This is a genomic window from Pseudomonas sp. GCEP-101 (assembly GCF_025133575.1).
GTDB lineage: Bacteria > Pseudomonadota > Gammaproteobacteria > Pseudomonadales > Pseudomonadaceae > Pseudomonas > Pseudomonas nitroreducens_B.
This window is the reverse complement of the sequence record NZ_CP104011.1, coordinates 1,512,896-1,532,145: the sequence shown is the minus strand read 5'-3', so window position 1 is coordinate 1,532,145 and position 19,250 is coordinate 1,512,896. Positions and strand designations below refer to the sequence as shown.

Below are 19,250 nucleotides of genomic sequence, written 5' to 3'. Positions count from 1 at the left end.
TTTTTAGCGCGAAATCACGCGGTGCTGCGCGGTAATTGCGGCAACAGGACCTCGGCCGGCTGCGGTGCGCCGTACCAGTAACCCTGGCCGAAGTTGCAGGCATGGGTGAGGAGGAAGGCCGCCTGGTCGGGCCGTTCGATGCCCTCGGCGACCACCTGCAGGCCCATGCTCTGGCCCAGGGCGATGATGGCGCAGGCGATGGCGGCGTCGTCGGACTCATCCGGCAGGCCGGCGACGAACCCCTGGTCGATCTTCAGCTTGTGCACCGGCATGCGCTTGAGGCGCATCAGCGAGGAGTAGCCGGTGCCGAAGTCGTCGATGGCCAGGTGCACGCCCAGCAGGCGCAGCTGGCAGAGCAGCTCCAGGGCCTGGTCGAAGTTTTCCATCACCGCGCTTTCGGTGACTTCCAGCTCCAGGTGATGCGGCGCGAGGCCACTCTGCTCCAGGGCCAGGGCGACGCGCTCTTCGAGGCCGCCGCGACCGAACAGCCGGCTGGAGACGTTCACCGCGATGAAGTCCAGCGCGATGCCGGCATCGAGCCACCGGCGCATCTGCCGGCAGGCCTGCTCCAGCACCCAGGCATCGATGGCGGTGATCAGGCCGCTTTCCTCGGCCACCGGAATGAACTCGCTGGGCGGCACCAGCCCGTGTTGCGGATGCTGCCAGCGCACCAGCGATTCCACGCCGACCATGCGACCGCTGGCCAGGTCGTGCACCGGCTGGAAATACAGGCGCAGCTCGTCATGGTCCAGCGCGTGGCGCAGGGCCGACTCCACTTCCACGTGGGAGCGCGCGCGGGCGGTCAGCTCGGGGGTATAGAAGGCGTACAGGTTGCGGCCGCTGGCCTTGGCCTGGAACAGCGCGGCGTCGGCGTGCTGCAGCAGGTGGTCGACGTTGCGCGCGTCCTCGGGGAACAGGCTGACGCCCAGGCTCACCGACATGTAGATGGTCTGCCCGTTGACGTCGAAGGGCGCGCTCATTGCTTCCAGCAGGCGCTGGGCGAGACTGCTGGCCTGGTGGGGCTGCTGGCTTTCCAGGACCACGGCGAATTCGTCGCCGCCCAGCCGCGCCAGGCAGCAGCGGTCGTCCAGGCAGTTTTCCAGGCGTTCGGCCACGGCGCGGATCAGCAGGTCGCCAATGGCGTGGCCGAGGCTGTCGTTGATGTGCTTGAAGTGGTCGAGGTCGATGCTCAACAGCGCACCGCCGCCCTGTTCGCGCTCGGCGCGGGCCAGCGCCTGTTCGATGCGTTCGCGCAGCAGCAAGCGGTTGGGCAGCCCGGTGAGCGGGTCATGGTGGGCGAGGAAATCCAGCTCGTGCTGCGAGCGCTTGAGGCTGCTGAGGTCGGAAAACACCGCCACGTAGTGGGTCAGCTCGCCCTCCTCGTTGCGCACGGCGCGGATGTGCTGCCACTGCGGGTACACCTCGCCGCTCTTGCGGCGGTTCCAGATCTCGCCACTCCACACGCCGTGCTCGTGCAGCGCGGCCCACATGCCCTGGTAGAAGGTGGCGTCCTGGCGGCCGGACTTGAGCAGCGACGGTTGGCCGCCGAGCACGTCCTCGGCGCTGTAGCCGGTGATGCGCGAGAAGGACGGGTTGGTGTGCACGATCACGCCGCGGGCGTCGGTCACCAGCAGGCCTTCCTGGGTCGCCTCGAAGACGGCGGCGGCCTGGCGCAGGTGCTCTTCGTTGCTGCGCTGGTGGGTGATGTCGCGATTGACGCCGGTCAGGCGCAGCGGCCGGCCATCTTCGCCGCGGGTCAGGCGGCCGCTGCTGCGCACCCAGCGGTAGCTGCCATCGCTGTGACGGATGCGGTAGACGCACTCCAGGGCAGTACGCAGGCCCTGGATACAGTCCCGGTGCAGGGCGAGGGTGCGCGCGCGGTCCTCCGGATGCAGGCGGTTCTCCCAGAGCAGCAGGTCGTCGCTCAGGTGTTCCACTGGCAGGCCGAGCAGCGTGGCGTAGCCGGAGGAATAATGGACGCGCTGGGTTTCCAGGTCCCAGTCCCACACGCCGTCCTCGACCACGGCGAGGGCGCGCCGGAGGCGCTGCTCGTTGTCGGCCAGGTCCACGTAGGCGGCGTGCTGCTGGCTGAAATGCCGCCAGAGCACGAAGAACAGCACGAAGAAGGTGATGGCGAGGAATCCGTACTTCTTCAGCTCCATCGCCCGGGCCAGCGAAACGGGGTCGAGCAGGACATTTTGTAACCATTGGTCACCCAGCCAGACCCAGAGGGTGGCGGCGACCAGGTACAGGAGACTGATGCGCAGGGCGCTGAGGCTTGGATTCATGCGGTAGTGGGTTGTATTTATTGGCTGTGCTGTATAAAAAATGGCCAGTTGGCCCCGTTCGTATCTAAAAGACCGGATGGTAATCCGGACCCGCATGGTGATAATGCGGGCTGTTCCTGCCTGGCGGGAACCTAGTCCACACCCCTTCCGAGGTACAGTATCGCCTATGTGGTACAACGGTTTCCTTGACCTGTCGCCGTGGCAACTGGTGGCGGTCACCCTGGTCCTGACCCATATCACCATCGTCAGCGTCACCGTCTATCTGCACCGCTACTCGGCGCACCGCGCGCTCGATCTGCATCCGGCGCTGCAGCATTTCTTCCGCTTCTGGCTGTGGATGACCACCGCCATGAACACCCGCGAGTGGACGGCCATCCACCGCAAGCACCACGCCAAGTGTGAAACCGCCGACGATCCGCACAGCCCGGTGTACAAGGGCCTGGGCACCGTCCTGCGGCGCGGCGCCGAGCTTTACCGTGAAGAGGCGCAGAACCAGGACACCCTGCGCATCTACGGCAAGAACTGCCCGGACGACTGGCTCGAGCGCAACGTCTACTCGCGCTACCCCATCGGCGGCATCGTGCTGATGGCGATCATCGACCTCGCCCTGTTCGGCGCGCTCGGCATGACCGTCTGGGCGGTGCAGATGATGTGGATTCCCGTGTGGGCCGCCGGTGTCATCAACGGCCTGGGCCATGCCATCGGCTACCGCAACTTCGAATGCCGCGACGCCGCCACCAACCTGGTGCCCTGGGGCATCCTGATCGGCGGCGAGGAGCTGCACAACAACCACCACACCTACCCGAACTCGGCGAAGCTGTCGGTGAAGAAGTGGGAATTCGACCTGGGCTGGGCCTGGATCAAGCTGTTCAGCTTCCTCGGGCTGGCCAAGGTCGCCCGCGTGGCGCCGATCGCCCATCGGGTGGAAGGCAAGGGCAGCCTGGACATGGACACCGCCATGGCCATCCTCAACAACCGCTTCCAGATCATGGCTCAGTACCGCAAGCTGGTGATCGGCCCGCTGGTGAAGCAGGAACTGGCCAAGGCCGACGAGTCGGTGCGCCACCTGTTCCGCCGCGCCAAGCGCCTGCTCTCGCGTGAAACCAGCCTGCTGGAAGAGCGCCACCATGCCCGCATCCAGGACCTGCTCGCACAGAGCCAGTCGCTGCAGGTGATCTACGAGAAGCGTCTGGCCCTGCAGCAGATCTGGGTAAAAACCAGCGCCAACGGCCACGACATGCTCGCCGCGATCAAGCAGTGGGTGCACGAGGCGGAAGCCAGCGGCATCCAGTCCCTGCGCGAATTCGCCGAGCAACTGAAGACCTATTCCCTGCGTCCCGCCGTCTGATTGACGGAATCGTCCTAGGACGTTGAGAGATGCGTCTCAGAAAAGCCCGCCGTTCGGCGGGCTTTTCGTTTAATTTGCAGCAGCAAGGCGTAGTTTGCGGTCATAGCCCCGGTCAATGAGCGGGAGGACGCTGATACATGGACGAGAACAAATTGCCGGCCGATCAGGAAGAGGCCCTGCTGGCGCTGCTGCATAGCCGCGCCGAAGTGACGCGCCTGAAGGAGCGCGAACAGCTCTTCAGCGCCCTGCTGGCGAGCGTCAACTCGGTGCTCTGGGCCTTCGACTGGCAAAGCCAGCGCATGGTCTATGTCAGCCCGGCCTACGAGCGCATCTTCGGCCGCTCCGCCGCGCTGTTGCTGGCGGACTACAACGAGTGGCGCAACTGCATCTACCCCGATGACCTGGACTATGCCCAGAGCACCCTGCAGGAAGTGCTCGAGCGCGGTGCCATCGAGCAGCGCGAATACCGCATCCTGCGTGCCGATGGCGAGGTGCGCTGGCTCAGCGACAAGTGCTTCGTCAGCCAGCACAGCGAGGCCGGGCTGCCGTTGATGATCGTCGGCATCGCCGAAGACATCACCGACAAGAAGCACCTGGAGACCGAGCTGCACCGCCTGGCCACCACCGACGTGCTGACCCAGAGCAGCAACCGCCGCTACTTCTTCGACAGCGCCGAGCAGGCGTTCCGCGACTGCAAGGCGACCTCCACGCCGCTGGCCTTCCTGCTGCTGGACGTGGACGACTTCAAGAAGATCAACGACGTCTACGGCCACCAGGTCGGCGACGTGGTGCTGCAGCGCATCGCCCAGTGCGGCGCCGGCGCGTTGCGTCGCGGGGACCTGTTCGGCCGGATCGGTGGCGAGGAGTTCGCCGTGCTGCTGCCCGGCTGCGACGAAAACATGGCGCGGCAGATCGGCGAGCGCCTGCAGCGCGAAGTGCAGCGCCTGCGTTTCAACGAGGGCGAGCATTTCTTCAGCGTCACCATCAGCCAGGGGCTGACGTTGTTGCAGCCCGATGACCAGAATCTTTCCGCTCTCTACAGCCGTTCCGACGCGGCGCTGTACCAGGCCAAACGGACTGGCAAGGACCGCATTGTTCAGGGATGAAACACTTCCCCGCGCCCCGCATCGCCCGATTAATACTTTCTGATTAATACCTCCGCGCAGAGGCGCGCGGGTGGTATTCGTCGTCAAAAGGCTTGTGTCGGGTTTATGGCGCCTTAGTAATCAACAGGTTACAAGGATCGAATTGCCTTTTGTCGGATTCTTGGCGTCTCTGGGCTTCGTTCATTGACATGCCTTCATACCCCCCACTATTACTATCCACATAGCAATATCGTGTGGTGTCTGGATGAGACACCTCAGGGAGCAGTCGCACGAGCAGTGTGTCATGGAAGATTCTGCCACCTCTTCTTCCTGTCACTTTCCTATCGCTGCCTGACAACTTCCGTCAGCACCTCGCTGTGGAAGGGCGATAGTTTTTTGCTTTTTGTTTTTCCAGATTTTCGGAACTTGGCCGAAGGGCGGTAGCTTTGCCCGGCGAAATATAACGGCCACTCCAGGGACGAACAGTTGATTGTCATTAATTGAATCGGGTCATTCGAACTCGGGCGGTAGCCTTGTCTTCGAATTTTGCATTTGGCCCGGCGCAGAGCATCTCCTGGACTGGAGTGAGTGACGATGGCCGCTGGAAGAATGGAAATGGACGGTACTTCACGTGCTGTCCTTTCAGGCAAAAAGAGCAGCGTTTCCCAGGCGAAAAGTGTTTCGCCAGTGAAACTGCGGAAGTGTGGCGCTCCTCCCCGGAGCGCTAATAAAAAGTTTAGACGGGCTCGCGCGCTTAGTTCGGAATTTTGTTACGCCGATCTTTCACATTGTCGATTCGGTTGTAACAACGATGAACTTTCCGCTGAATCAGAGCCGTACCAGACGCTGGTTGTTTCATCTCTGAAACAGCAACTTCGCGCCTCTGCCGAAGTGTTTCTGCAGGCGTCCGCCCCTCATTCCGAACTGACTCCCGCGACCCTTCCGAGGAAGGGCCGCGCGACGGCGGCTGCGCCGCAAGTGACGGAATCCCGGCGCGTTCGCCGCCACCCTGCCGGCCGACAGGGCCGGCATCACGAGAGCCGCGCGCCACGCCGCGCTGGGAGTCAAGGCTGATGGCCGAGCAATCGCTTCGTTCCAACTATGCCTGTGTGGTCGGCGGCGCCGGCCCGGCAGGCATGGGCTTCCTGTTCAACGCCTACAAGACCGGTGCGCTGGCGAGCCTGGCGCGCGAGGGTCTGCTGGTGGTGGACGCGGCGCTGGCGGTCGGCCGTGGCCGCCTGGGGGACTATCACATCACTGCCAACTCGGTGGGTGACGTGTTCCTCGACTGCCTGCGCGACCCGGCATTGCTGCCGATCTTCGCCCCGCTGGCGCATTCCCAGGCCTTCCGCGCGCTGCAGAACGACCCCCATGGCGCGCCGCTGCTGACCCAGGTCGGCGAGTTGCTGGCGCATGCCTCGACCCTGTTCATGCGCTACGTCACCGAGCACCTGGGTGTCGAGGTGGCGCTGGGCACACGCATCGAGAAGATCACCGCGCAGGACGACGGCAGCTTCCAGCTGGCGCTGCGCAGCGGCTCCCATGTCACGCAGATCGACGCGGGCGCCCTGGTGATGAACCTGGGCGGCCGGCAGAACCGCGAATACCTCAACTGGAGCCTGGCCGAACAGGACCTGCACCTGGCCCACGACGGCCCCACGGTGTACTCCTCCGACGCGCTGCTGAGCCTCTCCGCGGCCGAGCTGGTGGAACTGTTCGGCGACCGGGTGACCCCCGGCAGCCGCTTCACCGTGGTCGGCGGCTCCCACAGCGCCTTCTCGATCCTCGACAACCTTGCCTGCGCCCTCGATTGCCTGGGCCTGGAGCAGATCACCCTGCTGCACCGCGCGCCGATCCGCCTGTTCTTCGAGAGCGTCGAGGAAGCCCGTGCGGCCGGCTACGTGGTGGACGAGGGCATGGACGTCTGCCCGGTCTCCGGGCGGGTCAACCGCTCCGGTGGCCTGCGCTACCGCGCGCACCAGGTCGGCACCGACGTGCTGTCCCGCGGCGTGGTCAGCGGCACGCGGGTGAAGGTCGAACTGCTGCGCCTGGGCGATCGCTCGCCCGCCGTGCGCGAGCGCCTGGAGCAGTGCTGCAGCGAGGACGGCGTGATCGTCCAGGCCATCGGCTACCAGCCGTGCCTGCCGGCGCTGCGCCGCGCCAACGGCGAGCCGCTGCAGGTGCGCGAGAGCAAGGGCGGGCTGGATTCCGACGCCGCCGGCTGCCTGCGCGACCACACCGGCCGGCCGATTCCGGGGCTCTACAGCTTCGGCCTGGGCTCGGGCCTGGCGGCGAACCCGATGCTGGGCAGCGAGCGCTCCTTCGACAGCCGCATCTACGGCGTCTGGCAGTTCCACCACGACGCCAGCGGACGGGTCATCGAAGCCATCCAGGAGCATCTGGCCAGCCGCCTGCCGGCGCAGGCCCTGGAGACGCGTATCGACGACGCGCCCTTCGCGCTCTCGGCACTGGGTTGAGCGGCGCCCGCGCCACCTCTGAATACACCAGCCAACGGACTTTCCATCCAACTGAGGGATGCGACCGTGATCAATGTGACCAAGACCTACCTGGGCAACCTGGACAAGTTCAAGGCCTACGTGGAACAGATCTATGCCTCCGGCTGGATCACCAACCACGGGCCCTTTGTCACGGAGTTGGAAGAACGCCTGCAGGACTACTTCGGCGTTCGCCATGTGATTCTCACCAACAACGGCACCATCGCCCTGCAAGTGGCCTACCGGGCCCTGGGCGTGACCGGCAGTGCCGTCACCACCCCCTTCAGCTTCGTTGCCACCAGCAGCACGCTGCAGTGGGAGAGCATCCGCCCGCGCTTCGCCGACATCGATGCGCGGACCTGGAACCTCGACCCTGCGCGCATCGAAGCCAGCCTTGCGCCGGATACCACCGCCATCGTCGCCACCCACGTGTTCGGTAATCCCTGTGCGGTGGAGGAGATTCAGGCGGTGGCCCAGCGCAACCGGTTGAAAGTGATCTACGACGGCGCCCATGCCTTCGGTTCGCGCTACCGCGACCGCTCGGTGCTGGCCTGGGGCGATGCCACCACCCTGAGCTTCCACGCCACCAAGCTGTTCCACACCATCGAGGGCGGCGCCATCGTCACCTCCGATGACGAGCTGGCCAGGCAGATCCGCCTGATGTGCAACTTCGGCATCGCCGGCGTCGACCAGATCGTCGGCCTGGGGATCAACGCCAAGCTCAACGAGTTCTCCGCCGCCATGGGCCTGTGCGTGCTCGACGAGATCGACAGCATCCTCGCCCAGCGCGAGGAGATCGCCGCGCGCTACACCGCCGCCCTCAGCGGTTACTACGACCTGCAGGCCAGCGAGAGCTACGCGCGGCTGAACAACAGCTACTACCCCATCGGCCTGCGCGACGAGGCCCAGGTGCTGCGCGTGCGCAGCGCGCTGAACCAGATCGGGGTCAACCCGCGGCGCTACTTCTACCCGTCGCTGGACACCCTCGACTACCTGGCTCCCCAGGTGCCGCAGGTGCTGTCGCGCGAGCTGAGCCAGCGCATCCTCTGCCTGCCGCTGTACCCCGGCCTGCCGCAGGACGTGCAGCGCGCGGTGATCGAAGTGCTGCTGCTGGAAAGCGGCCGCGTCGCCGTCGCGGTGTAAGGGGACGACCATGCGCACCGCACGCTCGCTGTCGATGGTCCGCAATACCCTGCTCAACTACGCAGGGCAGGCGTACGCCATCGTCATCGGCATCCTCATCCAGCCGTTCTACCTCGGCCACCTGGGCGCCGAGGCCTACGGCCTGATCGGCTTCTTCGCGGTGCTGCAGAGCTGGCTGTTGCTGCTGGACGTCGGGTTGTCCCCGGCGCTGGTACGCCAGGTCGCCCACGGCCGCGGTGTCCACGGCGAAGGCCAGGACCAGGCGCGCCTGCTGCGCTCCTTCGAGCTGATCCTGCTGCCGCTGACCGTGCTCAGCAGCCTGGCGGTGTGGGGCGGCAGCCGCTGGATCGCCGGGCAATGGCTGAACGTGCAGCAGCTCTCGCCCGACCTGGTGGCGCAGTGCATCGGCCTGATGGGCCTGCTGGTGGCGCTGCGGCTGTACGCCACCCTGTACCGCAGCGCGCTGCAGGGCCAGGAGCTGCATGGCTTCATCAACGCGGTGAACGTGTTCATCACCACGCTGCGCTACTTCGGCGGCCTGCTGCTGGTGGCGCAGGTCAGCCAGGACCCGCTGGTGTTCTTCCAGTTCCAGGTCGCGGTATCGCTGATCGAGGCGCTGCTGCTGGGCGGCAAGGCCTACCTGTGGATGGACGTGCGCCTGCTGACGCGCTTCTGCTGGGACACGGTGCGCCCGGTGCTGCCCTTCGCCCTGGGCATGTCGTTCGCCTCGGGCCTGTGGATCGTCCTCACCCAGCTGGACAAGGTCCTGCTGTCGAACCTGCTGCCCCTGCAGCAGTACGGCTATTTCTCCTTGGTGGCGCTGGTTTCCGGCGGCGTCCTCACGCTGGTCAACCCGCTGGCGCAGTCGCTGTTGCCGCGCATGACCATGCTGGTTGCCGAGGAGCGCCACGACGACATGCAGCAGCTCTACCTGAAGGCGAACCGTTTCGTCTGCGTGCTGCTGTTCCCGATGGTTGCGGTGATCGCCGCCCATGGCCATGACCTGATCCTGGCCTGGAGCGGCGATGCCGTGGCCGCCAACTGGTGCCGGCCGATCCTCGCCTGGTACGTGCTCGGCGCCGGCCTGCTGGCCGTGGCCAGCTTCCAGTTCTACCTGCAGTACGCCCATGGCCAGCTGCGCATGCACGTCTGGTACAGCGTCATCTCCACCGGGGTGACCGTGCCGCTGGTGATCGCCAGCGCCTACCTCTACGGCGTGCAGGGCGTGGCGTTGTGCTGGTTCGGCCTGCGCCTGGTGTCGTTCCTGATCTGGCCGGCCATCGTGCACCACACCTTCGCGCCCGGCCTGCATGGCCCGTGGCTGCGCGACACCCTGCAGATCGCCGCGCTGAGCGCCGCCGGGCTGCTGCTGGGCGAACCCTTCTACGCGTTGCTGGCGCGCTCCGGCGAGCGCCTCTGGCTGCTGGCGGCGCTGGCCGTGTGCGGCCTGATCACCCTGTTCCTCGTGGGCGCGGGCTCTGCCCCGGCTTTGCTGCGCCTGTTCAAACCGTCCCACAAGCCGAGTGTCTAGACATGGATATCCGCTCCGAGCTGCAGATCCTTTCCAACTGGCCGGAAGACCCGACGCCTCTGTTGAGCATCGTTTGCCTGGCCTACAACCAGGTGAACTACATCGGCCGCACGCTGGACAGCTTCCTCGAGCAGGTCACCGATTTCCGCTTCGAAGTGCTGGTCAACGACGACGCCTCCAATGACGGCACCAGCGAGCTGATCGCCGACTACGCGGCGCGCTATCCGCACATCATCAAGCCGATCTTCCACAAGGAAAACCAGTACTCCAAGGGCGTCTCCCACGGCCTGCCGGTGTTCCGCAAGTGCCGTGGCCGCTACATCGCCTACTGCGAAGGCGACGACTACTGGACCGACCCGCGCAAGCTGCAGATCCAGGTCGACTTCCTGGAGAAGAACCCGGACTACGTGATCACCTACCACGACGCCTACACCTACAACGAGGACGGCGTGATCAAGCCGCGCCAGCTCACCGGCAAGTACCGCCGCGACGCCAGCCGCCTGGACCTGCAGAAGGCGCGGCCGATCTCCACGCTCACCACCTGCTTTCGCAACGTCCTCACCGAGATGCCCGAGGAGTTGCGTACCACGCGCATGGTCGACCTGTGCTGGTGGTCGCTGCTGGGCGCCTACGGCAAGGGCCGTTTCATCGAGGAGATCCGCCCGGCCGCGTACCGCGTGCACCAGGGCGGGATCTTCTCCATGCAGGCCGACCGCGTGCAGCAGCAGATGACCCTGCACACCTACTACTGCCTGTCGCGCTACTACCAGCGCCTGGGCAACCAGGAACTCAACGAGTACTTCCTGATGCAGGTCTGCCGGATGTCCATGGCGGCCGTCTCGCCCATGCGCAAGGTGCAGGCCTTCCTGATGTTGATCGGCAACCACGGCGCCAACCTGCTCAAGCGGCTGAACCCGATTCAGGCGCGCTGAGCCGCGCCACCTCAATGGAGGATGGAAGTCCATGAGTGTCATGCCCCGCTCGTCCCTGGAAACGCTCCAGGACACCCGCATCGACGTTGCCGGCCTGCTGCGCCTGCTGTTCGATCACAAGAAGATGATCCTCGCCATCACTGGCCTGTTCACCCTGCTCGGGCTGTTCTACGCGGTGGTCGCCACGCCGATCTACGTGTCCGGCGCGATGATCCAGATCGAGCAGAAGAAGAACGGCCTGAACGGCACGCCGGAGGTGATCAACCGCCCCGACTCGGTGTCCATCGCCGCCACCGAGATCGAACTGCTGAAATCCCGCGCGGTGCTGGGCAGGGCCGTCGAGTTGCTGAAGCTGGACATCGTCGCCAAGCCCAGGCACCTGCCGCTGATCGGCGACTACCTGGCCCGGCGCTACAAGCCCGAGGCCGGGCAGGCCCTGGCCGCGCCCTGGCTGGGCATGGGCGCCTATGGCTGGGGCGGCGAGCAGATCAAGGTGTTCTCCCTGGACGTGCCCGAGGAGTACCTGGGCGAGCCGCTGACCCTGGTGGCCGATGGTGGCGACGCCTATCACCTGCTCAACGCCGACGACCAGCTGATCCTGCGCGGCGAACTGAAGAAGCCCGTGGTGGAAAAGGGCTTCAGCATCGAGGTGGATGAACTGGTGGCGCGTCCCGGCACCGAGTTCATCGTGGCCAAGAACCGCCTGCTGACCACCACCCTGAACTACCAGAAGCTGCTCAAGGTGGTCGAGGCCGGCAAGGACTCGGGGATCATCTACATGACCCTGGAGGACCCCAACCCGCAGCAGGCTGATCGCATCCTCGACAAGATCAGCCACCTCTACGTGCTGCAGAACGTCGAACGCAGTTCCGCCGAAGCGTCGCAGCGCCTGCAGTTCCTGCGCTCGCAACTGCCGGTGGTGCGCATGGACCTGGAAAAGGCCGAAGCCGCCTACAACGCCTACCAGACCACCGCCAAGTCCGCCGACATCAGCGTCGAGACCCGGGGCGTGCTGGACCAGGTGGTGGGCATCGACAACCAGCTCTCCGAACTCAAGCTCAAGCGTGACGAGTACGACCGCCTCTACACCCCCAGCCACCCGACCTACCAGGCCCTGCTCAAGCAGGTCAGCAGCCTGCAGGAGCGCAAGGCGCAACTGCAGAAACGCATCCAGACCCTGCCGGTCACCCAGCAGGAACTGCTGCGCCTGTCCCGCGACATGCAGGTCACCCGGCAGACCTACACCAGCCTGCTGAACAAGGCCCAGGAGCAGGACATCATCCGCGCCGGCACCATCGGCAACGTGCGGGTGATCGACACCGCCCAGGCCAACGTCGAGCAGCCGGCCAAGCCGATGCGCAAGGTCATCGTGCTGCTCGCGACCTTGCTCGGCTTCTGCGTCGCCCTCGGCGTGCTGTTCCTGCGCCAGGCCTTCTACCGTGGCGTGGAAAACCCCGAGGCGATCGAACAGCTCGGCCTCTCGGTGCTCGCCGCGATCCCCTACTCGCGGCAGCAGGAGCGCCTGGAGAAGGAGCGCAAGGGCGACGTCCTCGGGCACACGCCCAAGCTGCTTGCCGCCTCCACCCCCGGCGACCTGGCCAACGAGGCGATCCGCAGCCTGCGCACCAACCTGCACTTCGCCCTGCTCGAAGCGCGCAACAACGTGGTGATGCTCACCAGCCCGGCGCCGGGCGCCGGCAAGTCGTTCGTCTCCAGCAACCTGGCGGCCATCGTCGCCCAATCGGGCCTGCGCACCCTGCTGATCGACGCCGACATGCGCAAGGGCTACCTGCACCGGGTGTTCGGCCTGACGCCGCGCCACGGCCTGTCCGACGCGCTGAGCTCGCACCGCCCGCTCAGCGAAGTGATCCTGCCCACCGAGGTGCCGGAGCTGGACTTCATCTCCTGCGGCTTCGCCGCGCCCAACCCGTCCGAGCTGCTGATGCACGACAACTTCGCCCAGCTGCTGCGCGATGCCTCGTCGATGTACGACCTGGTGATCGTCGACACCCCGCCGGTGCTGGCGGTGACCGACGCCGCCCTGGTCGGCCGGCTGTGCGGCATTTGCCTCCTGGTGACGCGCTTCGGCCAGAGCCCGGCCAGCGAGATCGACACCGCGCGGCGGCGCCTGGGGCAGAGCGGCATCCACCTGCAGGGCGCGATCCTCAACGGGGTGAAACGCAAGGCATCGACCGCCGCGTACGACTACGGCGCCTACGCCTACCGCTACGACGCCAAGGACTGAACAGGGAATTCGGAGAAGGGATGCCACCATGGTCCACATCGTCAGCCTGATGCAGCCGTACCTGTTCCCCTACCTGGGGTACTTCCAGCTGATCGCCGCCAGCAGCCTGTTCATCCTCGGCGACAGCCTGCAGTACACCCGGCGTGGGTGGATCAACCGCAATCGCCTGCTGGTCGGCGGGAAGATCTGGCAGTTCAGCTTCCCGCTGGAGCAGGGCTCGCAGAGCCAGGCGATCAACGAGCGACGGCTGAGCGGGGAGCTGCGCCGGAACAACCAGCGCCTGCTGCACACCATTCGCCATGCGTACCACCGCGCGCCGTGCTACGGCCAGGTGATGCCGCTGCTGGAGGAGATCCTCGCGCACCCCGAGCGCAACCTGTCGCATTTCGCCGAGCACTCGATCCGTCGCATCTGCCACTACCTCGGTATCGACACGCCGATGGTGCGCGCCTCGGAGCTGGCGCTGGGCGAGGACATCGGCCGCGACCAGCGCCTGATCGAAGCGGTGAAGCGGAGCGGCGGCGACGTCTACCTCAACCCGCAGGGCGGCCGCCACCTGTACTCGCCGGACGTGTTCCAGGCCCACGGCCTGGAGCTGCAGTTCCTGCGCATGGACGAGCTGAGCTATCCGCAATTCAGCCCGGATTTCGTCCCCAGCCTGTCGATCATCGACGTGCTGATGTTCAACCCGCCGGACGAGATGCAGCGGTTGCTGGGCCGCTACACCCTGGAGCGGCCCGCTCCCTCGTCGCACCTGCCTGGGCGCAGCCAACGCGCCATGGAGAGCGAGTCATGAATTCCTTTGTCAGCGTGGACCTGCAAGCCGCGCAATACCGCTGGTACCTGATCCAGACCAAACCGCACCAGGAGCTGCGCGCCGAGGAAAACCTCGGCCGCCAGGGCTTCCCCTGCTACCGCCCGCTGGTGCAGCAGGGCAGCCGAGCGCAGCCGCTGTTCCCCGGTTACCTGTTTATCCGTCTCGATCAGCAGCACGACAACTGGTTCCCGATCCGCTCCACCCGCGGGGTGGCGCGCATCGTCAGCTTCGGCGCGCAGCCGCTGGCGGTGGCCGACGAACTGGTGGAAGGCATCCGCCTGCGCCTGGCGGCCATGCCCGAGCGCCCCTCCAGCGGCTTCCACGAGGGCCAGGTGGTGCGCCTGAAGTGCGCCGGCGAGTGCGAAGTGGAGGCCATCTTCCTCTGCGACGACGGCACCGAACGCGCGCTGATCCTGCTCCACCTGCTGCAACGCGAACAACGCATCCGGGTCCCGCTCAGCCAACTGTCGGCAGTGGGCGGCAACGACGGCTGGCGCGCCTGAGGCGGCCAACCCCGAACAGGCGAGAGACAAGGAGGAGTGGCGAATGAATGGATCAACCGTGCTGGTGACGCTGACCTATGGCGATCGCCTGGAATACCTGCGGGAGCTGCTGGCCCGGGCCTTCCGCGAGAAGGACATCACCCGCGCCATCGTCGTCAGCAACGCCTCGGTGGCGGAGCTGGACCAACTGTTCATGCTCTGGCCCAACCGCGTGCAGGTGATCGAGCTGGACAGCAACACCGGCTCGGCCAATGGCTACGCGGTGGGCATCGAGGCCGCGCTGGACAGCGGCTGCGACTTCATCTGGCTGATGGATGACGACAACGCGCCGACGCCCGGTTCCTTCCCCCTGCTCAAGCAGCGCCTGATCGACTGCGCCCTGCGCCACGGCACGGACAACACCGCCGTGCTGGGCTTCCGCCCGACCCACCAAGCCGACGTCGCCTCCGGCGTGCCGACCCGTTTCATCGCGCCGCCGCGCTCCAGCTACTTCGGCTTCCACGTCCGCCAGCTGCCCTACAAGCTCTGGCGCCGCACGCCCTGGGGCAAGCCGACGCCGCGCCCGGCGCAAGCACTGCTGGAATTGCCGTTCGCCTACTACGGCGGGCTGCTCGGCCATGCCGACCTGTTCCGCCGCATCGGCCTGCCGCGCCGTGACCTGGTGCTCTACGCGGACGACACCGAATATACCTTCCGCATCGGCGCCCTCGGCGGGCATCTCTACCTGGTGCCGGAGGCCGGGCTGGATGACCTGGAGCACTCCTGGAACATCAAGCAGCGCACCGCCAACATCTACGAGACCTACCTGCTGGGCAGTTCCGACCTGCGCGCCTACTACGCCGCGCGCAACCAGGCGTGGTTCGACAAGAACCTGTGGGTCACCTCGCCCTGGATGTACCGCTTCAACCGCTGGGTGTTCATCCGCCTGCTGCACTTCTTCGCCCGCCGCCACCAGCGCGAGAGCCGCCTGGCCCTGCTGCTGCAGGCGATCCGTGACGGCGAGGCCGGCGCCCTGGGCATGAACCGGGCGTACCCGCTATGAGAGTGCTGCTGCTCAACACCCTCTACGCCCCCCACATTGGCGGCGGGACGGAGGTCATGCTGCAGCACATGGCCGAGGGCCTGCGCGCGCGCGGGCACCAGGTGCAGGTGCTGTGCACCGGCCCGCGGGCAGGGCTGCAGCGCGAGACCGTGAATGGCGTGCCGGTGCTGCGCGCCGGCCTGCGCAACCTCTACTGGCCCTTCGACGAACAGGACCACGGTGCGCTCCAGCGCCTCGCCTGGCATGTGCTGGACCGCTACAACCGCGCCATGCGCGGGCTGCTGGCGAAGGTGCTGAAGGAGGTCGAGCCGGACGTGGTGGTCTGCCACAACCTGTCGGGCTGGTCGATCGCCGCCTGGGATGCGATCCGCGCCGCCGGCGTGCCCATCGTGCAGATCCTCCACGACCAGTACCTGACCTGTCCGCGCGGCGTGCGCTTCCACCAGGGTCGCCATTGCCGGCAGCCGTGCGCGCCCTGCGCGCTGCTGCGGCGTTCCCATGCCGCCGCCTCCGGCGCGGTCGAGGCGGTGGTCGGCGTCAGCCGCTACCAGCTGCATGCCCTGCTCGATGCCGGGTACTTCACCGGCAGCCAGGCCCATGTCGTCTACAACGGCACGCCGCTGGCCGCGTCGGCCGCTACGCCGCCGGTCAGCGGGCGGCGTCCGCTGCGCTTCGGCTTCATCGGCGCGCTGACCCCGAACAAGGGCGTGGAGTGGCTGATCGAGCAGTTCCAGGCTCGCGGTGGGGATGCCTCGCTGCTGATCGCCGGGCGCGGCGACAGCGCCTACGTGAACCAGCTGAAATCCCTCGCCGACCCGCAGCGCGTGCATTTCGTCGGCTACCGCAAGGCCGCCGAGTTCTTCGCCGAGATCGACGTCGCCGTGGTCCCCAGCCTGGCGCCGGAGTCCTTCGGCCTGGTGGCGCTGGAAGCCTGCGCCCACCACCTGCCGGTGATCGCCTCGCGCATGGGCGGGCTGACGGAGATCGTCCAGGACGAGGTCAACGGCCTGCTCTGCTCGCCCGAGCAACCCGCCTCGCTGGGCGACGCCATCGCCCGCCTGGTGCGTGACCCGGCGCTGCGCCAGCGCCTGGCCGGGCGCGCCCGTGAGGTCGTGGCGCCGATGCTCAGCGTGGAACGCATGCTCGACGAGTACGAAACCATCCTGCGCCACACCCTGCTTACCCGCGGAGTCCAGCATGGAACTGCAATCCCCGTATCCCCGCTTTGAGCTCGACCGTCGCGTGACCTTCGACCGCTCGTTGCTGGCGCTCGGGGTGCTGGTGGCGTTGCTGCTGGTGGAGACCTTCAACGGCGCGCTGCGCTTCTACACCGACCAGGCCGGGCTGTCGGCCATCGTCTACCTGCCCAAGGTGGCCTGCATCGTCGCGGTCGGCTGGGAGCTGTTCACCCGCCCGCAGCAGCGCGGCCTGTGGCTGCTGCTGATCCTCGCGGCGGCCTCGCTGCTGCTCGGCCGGCTGCATGGCGCCGAGTTCAAGAGCGGCTTCTTCTCGGTGTTCATCTATGCGCCGCTGCTGTTCGGCCTGCTCTGCGGCCAGTACCTGGAAATGCACCGCAAGGCGGTGGGCTGGCTCATCTTCTTCTGCCTGATCGCCTCCCTGGCCGGTATCGCCCTGGACCTCACCATCAACGTGCCGTGGAAGGGGTACACCTATTCCATGGGCGGCGTGGAGATCAGCGGCAACCGCTCCTGGAGCGCCTACGGGCTGGACCGCATCGCCGGTTTTTCGCGGATGTCCTCCAGCCTGGCGATGATGCTGGCGGTGTTCAGCCTGTACCTGGGCTCGTTCCGCCTGATCCTGCCGATTCGCGGGCTGATCTACCTGGTGGCGCTGGTGGGCATCGTGCTGACCACCAACAAATCCTCCGCCGGGGCCTTCTTCCTGGCCCTGCTGGTGATGAGCATCAGCCGCCGGCGTCTGCTGTTCCTGCTCGCCGCGCTGCTGGTGGTGCTCGGCGCGCTGGCGCTGCCGCTCTACGGCCTGTACGGGCATGTCGACCCGTACCTGGCCACGGCCACCGGCGACAACCTGATGGGGTCGATGGTGGATCGCCTGGTGAACACCTGGCCGAACCTGATCAAGGTGATGGACTACAACGGCTGGATCTACACTGGCGCCGGGCTGGGCATGACCGGCAGCGCCTACGCGGCGTTCCCGATCTTCGGCGTCGAGCAACTGGCGGTGGCGGACAACTCGCTGCTCTACCTCTGGTGCCTGTTCGGCGTGGCCGGCGGCGCGCTGTACCTGCTGGCCGTGCCGATGCTGATGCGCCTGCAACGCCAGCCCGGCCGCGAGGCCCGTGCGCTGCTCGGCATCGCCTACTGCATCCTGCTCATCGCCTGGACCAGCGACGTGCTGGAGTCGCCGATCCCCAGCCTGTTCCTCGGGCTGGCCATCGGCCGCGCCCTGCGCCTGCCGGGCGAGGCTGCGCCGCAACCGGCGCCGCGCACCCTGCGCCTGCAGGGCGGCATGCTCAGCCTGCTGGGCTGCGCGCTGCTGATCGGCGGCCTGCTGCAATCGCCCTCCAGCATGGCCAAGGAGGCGCCGGTGGAGAGCCTCGGCCCGGCGGAGTTCATCGTCGGCGCCAGCACCCACCAGAACATCCGCCCCGGCAACCGCGACGGCATCAATCGCCTGGCCCGCGAGGCCGGCATCCTGTCGTTCCGCGACGATGCCTACTGGTCCAGCGTCGAGCGCGAGCGCGGCGTGCTGTCCATCGACGCCGCCTGGCGCGCCCAACTGCGCAGCACGCGCAGCCTGGGGATCGACACGCTGCTGATCCTGGGCAACGAGAACCAGTTCTACGGCAACGCCAAGCCGCGCGACGAGGCCTCCCGCGAGGGCTACCTGCGCTACGTGCGCTACGTGGTGCGCAGCTTCAAGGGCCAGGTCGCCTTCTACGAAGTGTGGAACGAGTGGGACTCGGAAAACGCCACCGACAAGGACTTCAGCGACGACTACCTGACCCTGGTGCGCGCCGCCGCCAAGGTGATCCGCGAGGAGGATCCGCAGGCCAGGGTGCTGGCCGGCGCGGTCACCCTCAAGGGCATTCGCCAGGGCTTCGCCGAGCGCATCGCCGGAGGCGGCGTGCTGGACGTCGTCGACGGCATTTCGCTGCACCCGTCCGTGTACTGCGAGGGCGAGATGTCCACCCCCGAGGCCTGGCTGGACTGGTTCCAGGGCGTCAACCAGAAGCTCGAGCGCGCCGCCGGCAAGCCGGTGCCGCTGTACTTCACCGAGTTCAGCTGGCCGGCCCACGACGGCGCCTGCGGCATCAGCCGCGAACGCCAGGCCGCCTACCTGGCCCGCGCCTATGTGCTGGTGCGCAGCCTGCCCAACGTGAAGGGCGCCTGGTGGTACGACCTGGTGGACGACGGCATCGACCGCACGGACATGGAGCACAACTTCGGCCTGCTCACCGCCAGCGGCGAACCCAAGCCGGCGTACCACGCCATGGCCAGCATCGCCGACATCATCGGCCGCTACCGCTTCGTTGGCCGCGTGCCCAACCAGGACCCGAACGTCTACCTGCTGCGCTTCGCCAAGGCCAGCGAGGAAATCCTGGTGGCCTGGACCCTGGGCCACGAACAGACCCTGGACATCACCAGCAAGCCCGGCAGCAGCGACACCCTCTGGCGCCTCGACGCCGTGGAAGGCATCGCCCGCCGCGAGGGCCGGCCGGTGCCCTGGCAATGCCCCGAAAGCGGCGGCGATTGCCAGGCCAGCATCCGCATCGACGCCTCGCTCACGCTGCTGCGCAGCGCGTCGGCCCCGCAGCTGTCGTTGCGCTGACCCTCTCG

The 19,250-nt window shown here is 66.8% G+C and carries 13 protein-coding genes; 12 read left to right on the top strand and 1 reads right to left on the bottom strand.

Annotated features, from left to right (window positions below):
* Positions 1-14 precede the first annotated feature (14 nt).
* The gene (locus N0B71_RS06890) at positions 15-2,288 is read right to left on the bottom strand and encodes a putative bifunctional diguanylate cyclase/phosphodiesterase (RefSeq protein WP_259758019.1); all 2,274 of its coding nucleotides are present in this window, start codon (positions 2,286-2,288) and stop codon (positions 15-17) included.
* A 166-nt stretch (positions 2,289-2,454) separates the two neighbouring features.
* On the opposite strand from N0B71_RS06890, the gene desA reads away from it, so the two are divergent.
* The 12 genes from desA to N0B71_RS06830 all read left to right on the top strand — a co-directional run bounded on the left by desA (position 2,455) and on the right by N0B71_RS06830 (position 19,242).
* Positions 2,455-3,636: a delta-9 fatty acid desaturase DesA gene (gene desA / locus N0B71_RS06885; protein WP_259758018.1), complete on the top strand. Its 1,182-nt coding sequence runs from the start codon at positions 2,455-2,457 to the stop codon at positions 3,634-3,636.
* Positions 3,637-3,773: 137 nt separating this feature from the next.
* Positions 3,774-4,742, top strand: a complete 969-nt coding sequence (locus tag N0B71_RS06880) for a GGDEF domain-containing protein (RefSeq protein ID WP_259758017.1) — start codon at positions 3,774-3,776, stop codon at positions 4,740-4,742.
* A gap of 1,052 nt (positions 4,743-5,794) precedes the next feature.
* Positions 5,795-7,198, top strand: coding sequence for a hypothetical protein (locus N0B71_RS06875; RefSeq protein ID WP_259758016.1), 1,404 nt, complete (start codon positions 5,795-5,797; stop codon positions 7,196-7,198).
* A gap of 66 nt (positions 7,199-7,264) precedes the next feature.
* The gene (locus tag N0B71_RS06870) at positions 7,265-8,359 is read left to right on the top strand and encodes a DegT/DnrJ/EryC1/StrS family aminotransferase (RefSeq protein WP_259758015.1); all 1,095 of its coding nucleotides are present in this window, start codon (positions 7,265-7,267) and stop codon (positions 8,357-8,359) included.
* 10 nt (positions 8,360-8,369) lie between these two features.
* Positions 8,370-9,890 (top strand): lipopolysaccharide biosynthesis protein, encoded by a 1,521-nt coding sequence (locus N0B71_RS06865; protein ID WP_259758013.1) that lies wholly within the window; start codon positions 8,370-8,372, stop codon positions 9,888-9,890.
* A 2-nt stretch (positions 9,891-9,892) separates the two neighbouring features.
* Positions 9,893-10,822: a glycosyltransferase family 2 protein gene (locus tag N0B71_RS06860; protein ID WP_259758012.1), complete on the top strand. Its 930-nt coding sequence runs from the start codon at positions 9,893-9,895 to the stop codon at positions 10,820-10,822.
* A 31-nt stretch (positions 10,823-10,853) separates the two neighbouring features.
* Complete coding sequence (locus N0B71_RS06855; protein ID WP_259758011.1) at positions 10,854-13,067, top strand: polysaccharide biosynthesis tyrosine autokinase; 2,214 nt, start codon at positions 10,854-10,856, stop codon at positions 13,065-13,067.
* Positions 13,068-13,095: 28 nt separating this feature from the next.
* Positions 13,096-13,863: a WbqC family protein gene (locus tag N0B71_RS06850; RefSeq protein WP_259758010.1), complete on the top strand. Its 768-nt coding sequence runs from the start codon at positions 13,096-13,098 to the stop codon at positions 13,861-13,863.
* Positions 13,860-14,387, top strand: a complete 528-nt coding sequence (rfaH, locus tag N0B71_RS06845; RefSeq protein ID WP_259758009.1) for a transcription/translation regulatory transformer protein RfaH — start codon at positions 13,860-13,862, stop codon at positions 14,385-14,387. The genes N0B71_RS06850 and rfaH overlap by 4 nt, the downstream gene beginning before the upstream one ends.
* A 43-nt stretch (positions 14,388-14,430) precedes the next feature.
* Complete coding sequence (locus tag N0B71_RS06840; protein ID WP_259758008.1) at positions 14,431-15,429, top strand: glycosyltransferase; 999 nt, start codon at positions 14,431-14,433, stop codon at positions 15,427-15,429.
* Positions 15,426-16,658 carry a glycosyltransferase family 4 protein gene (locus tag N0B71_RS06835; RefSeq protein ID WP_259758007.1) on the top strand — a complete coding sequence of 411 codons (1,233 nt, stop codon included), beginning with the start codon at positions 15,426-15,428 and terminating at the stop codon, positions 16,656-16,658. Before N0B71_RS06840 ends, N0B71_RS06835 begins: the two co-directional genes overlap by 4 nt.
* Entirely contained in the window at positions 16,627-19,242 is a 2,616-nt protein-coding gene (locus N0B71_RS06830) for a GH39 family glycosyl hydrolase (protein WP_259758006.1), read from the top strand. The genes N0B71_RS06835 and N0B71_RS06830 overlap by 32 nt, the downstream gene beginning before the upstream one ends.
* Positions 19,243-19,250: the final 8 nt, after the last annotated feature.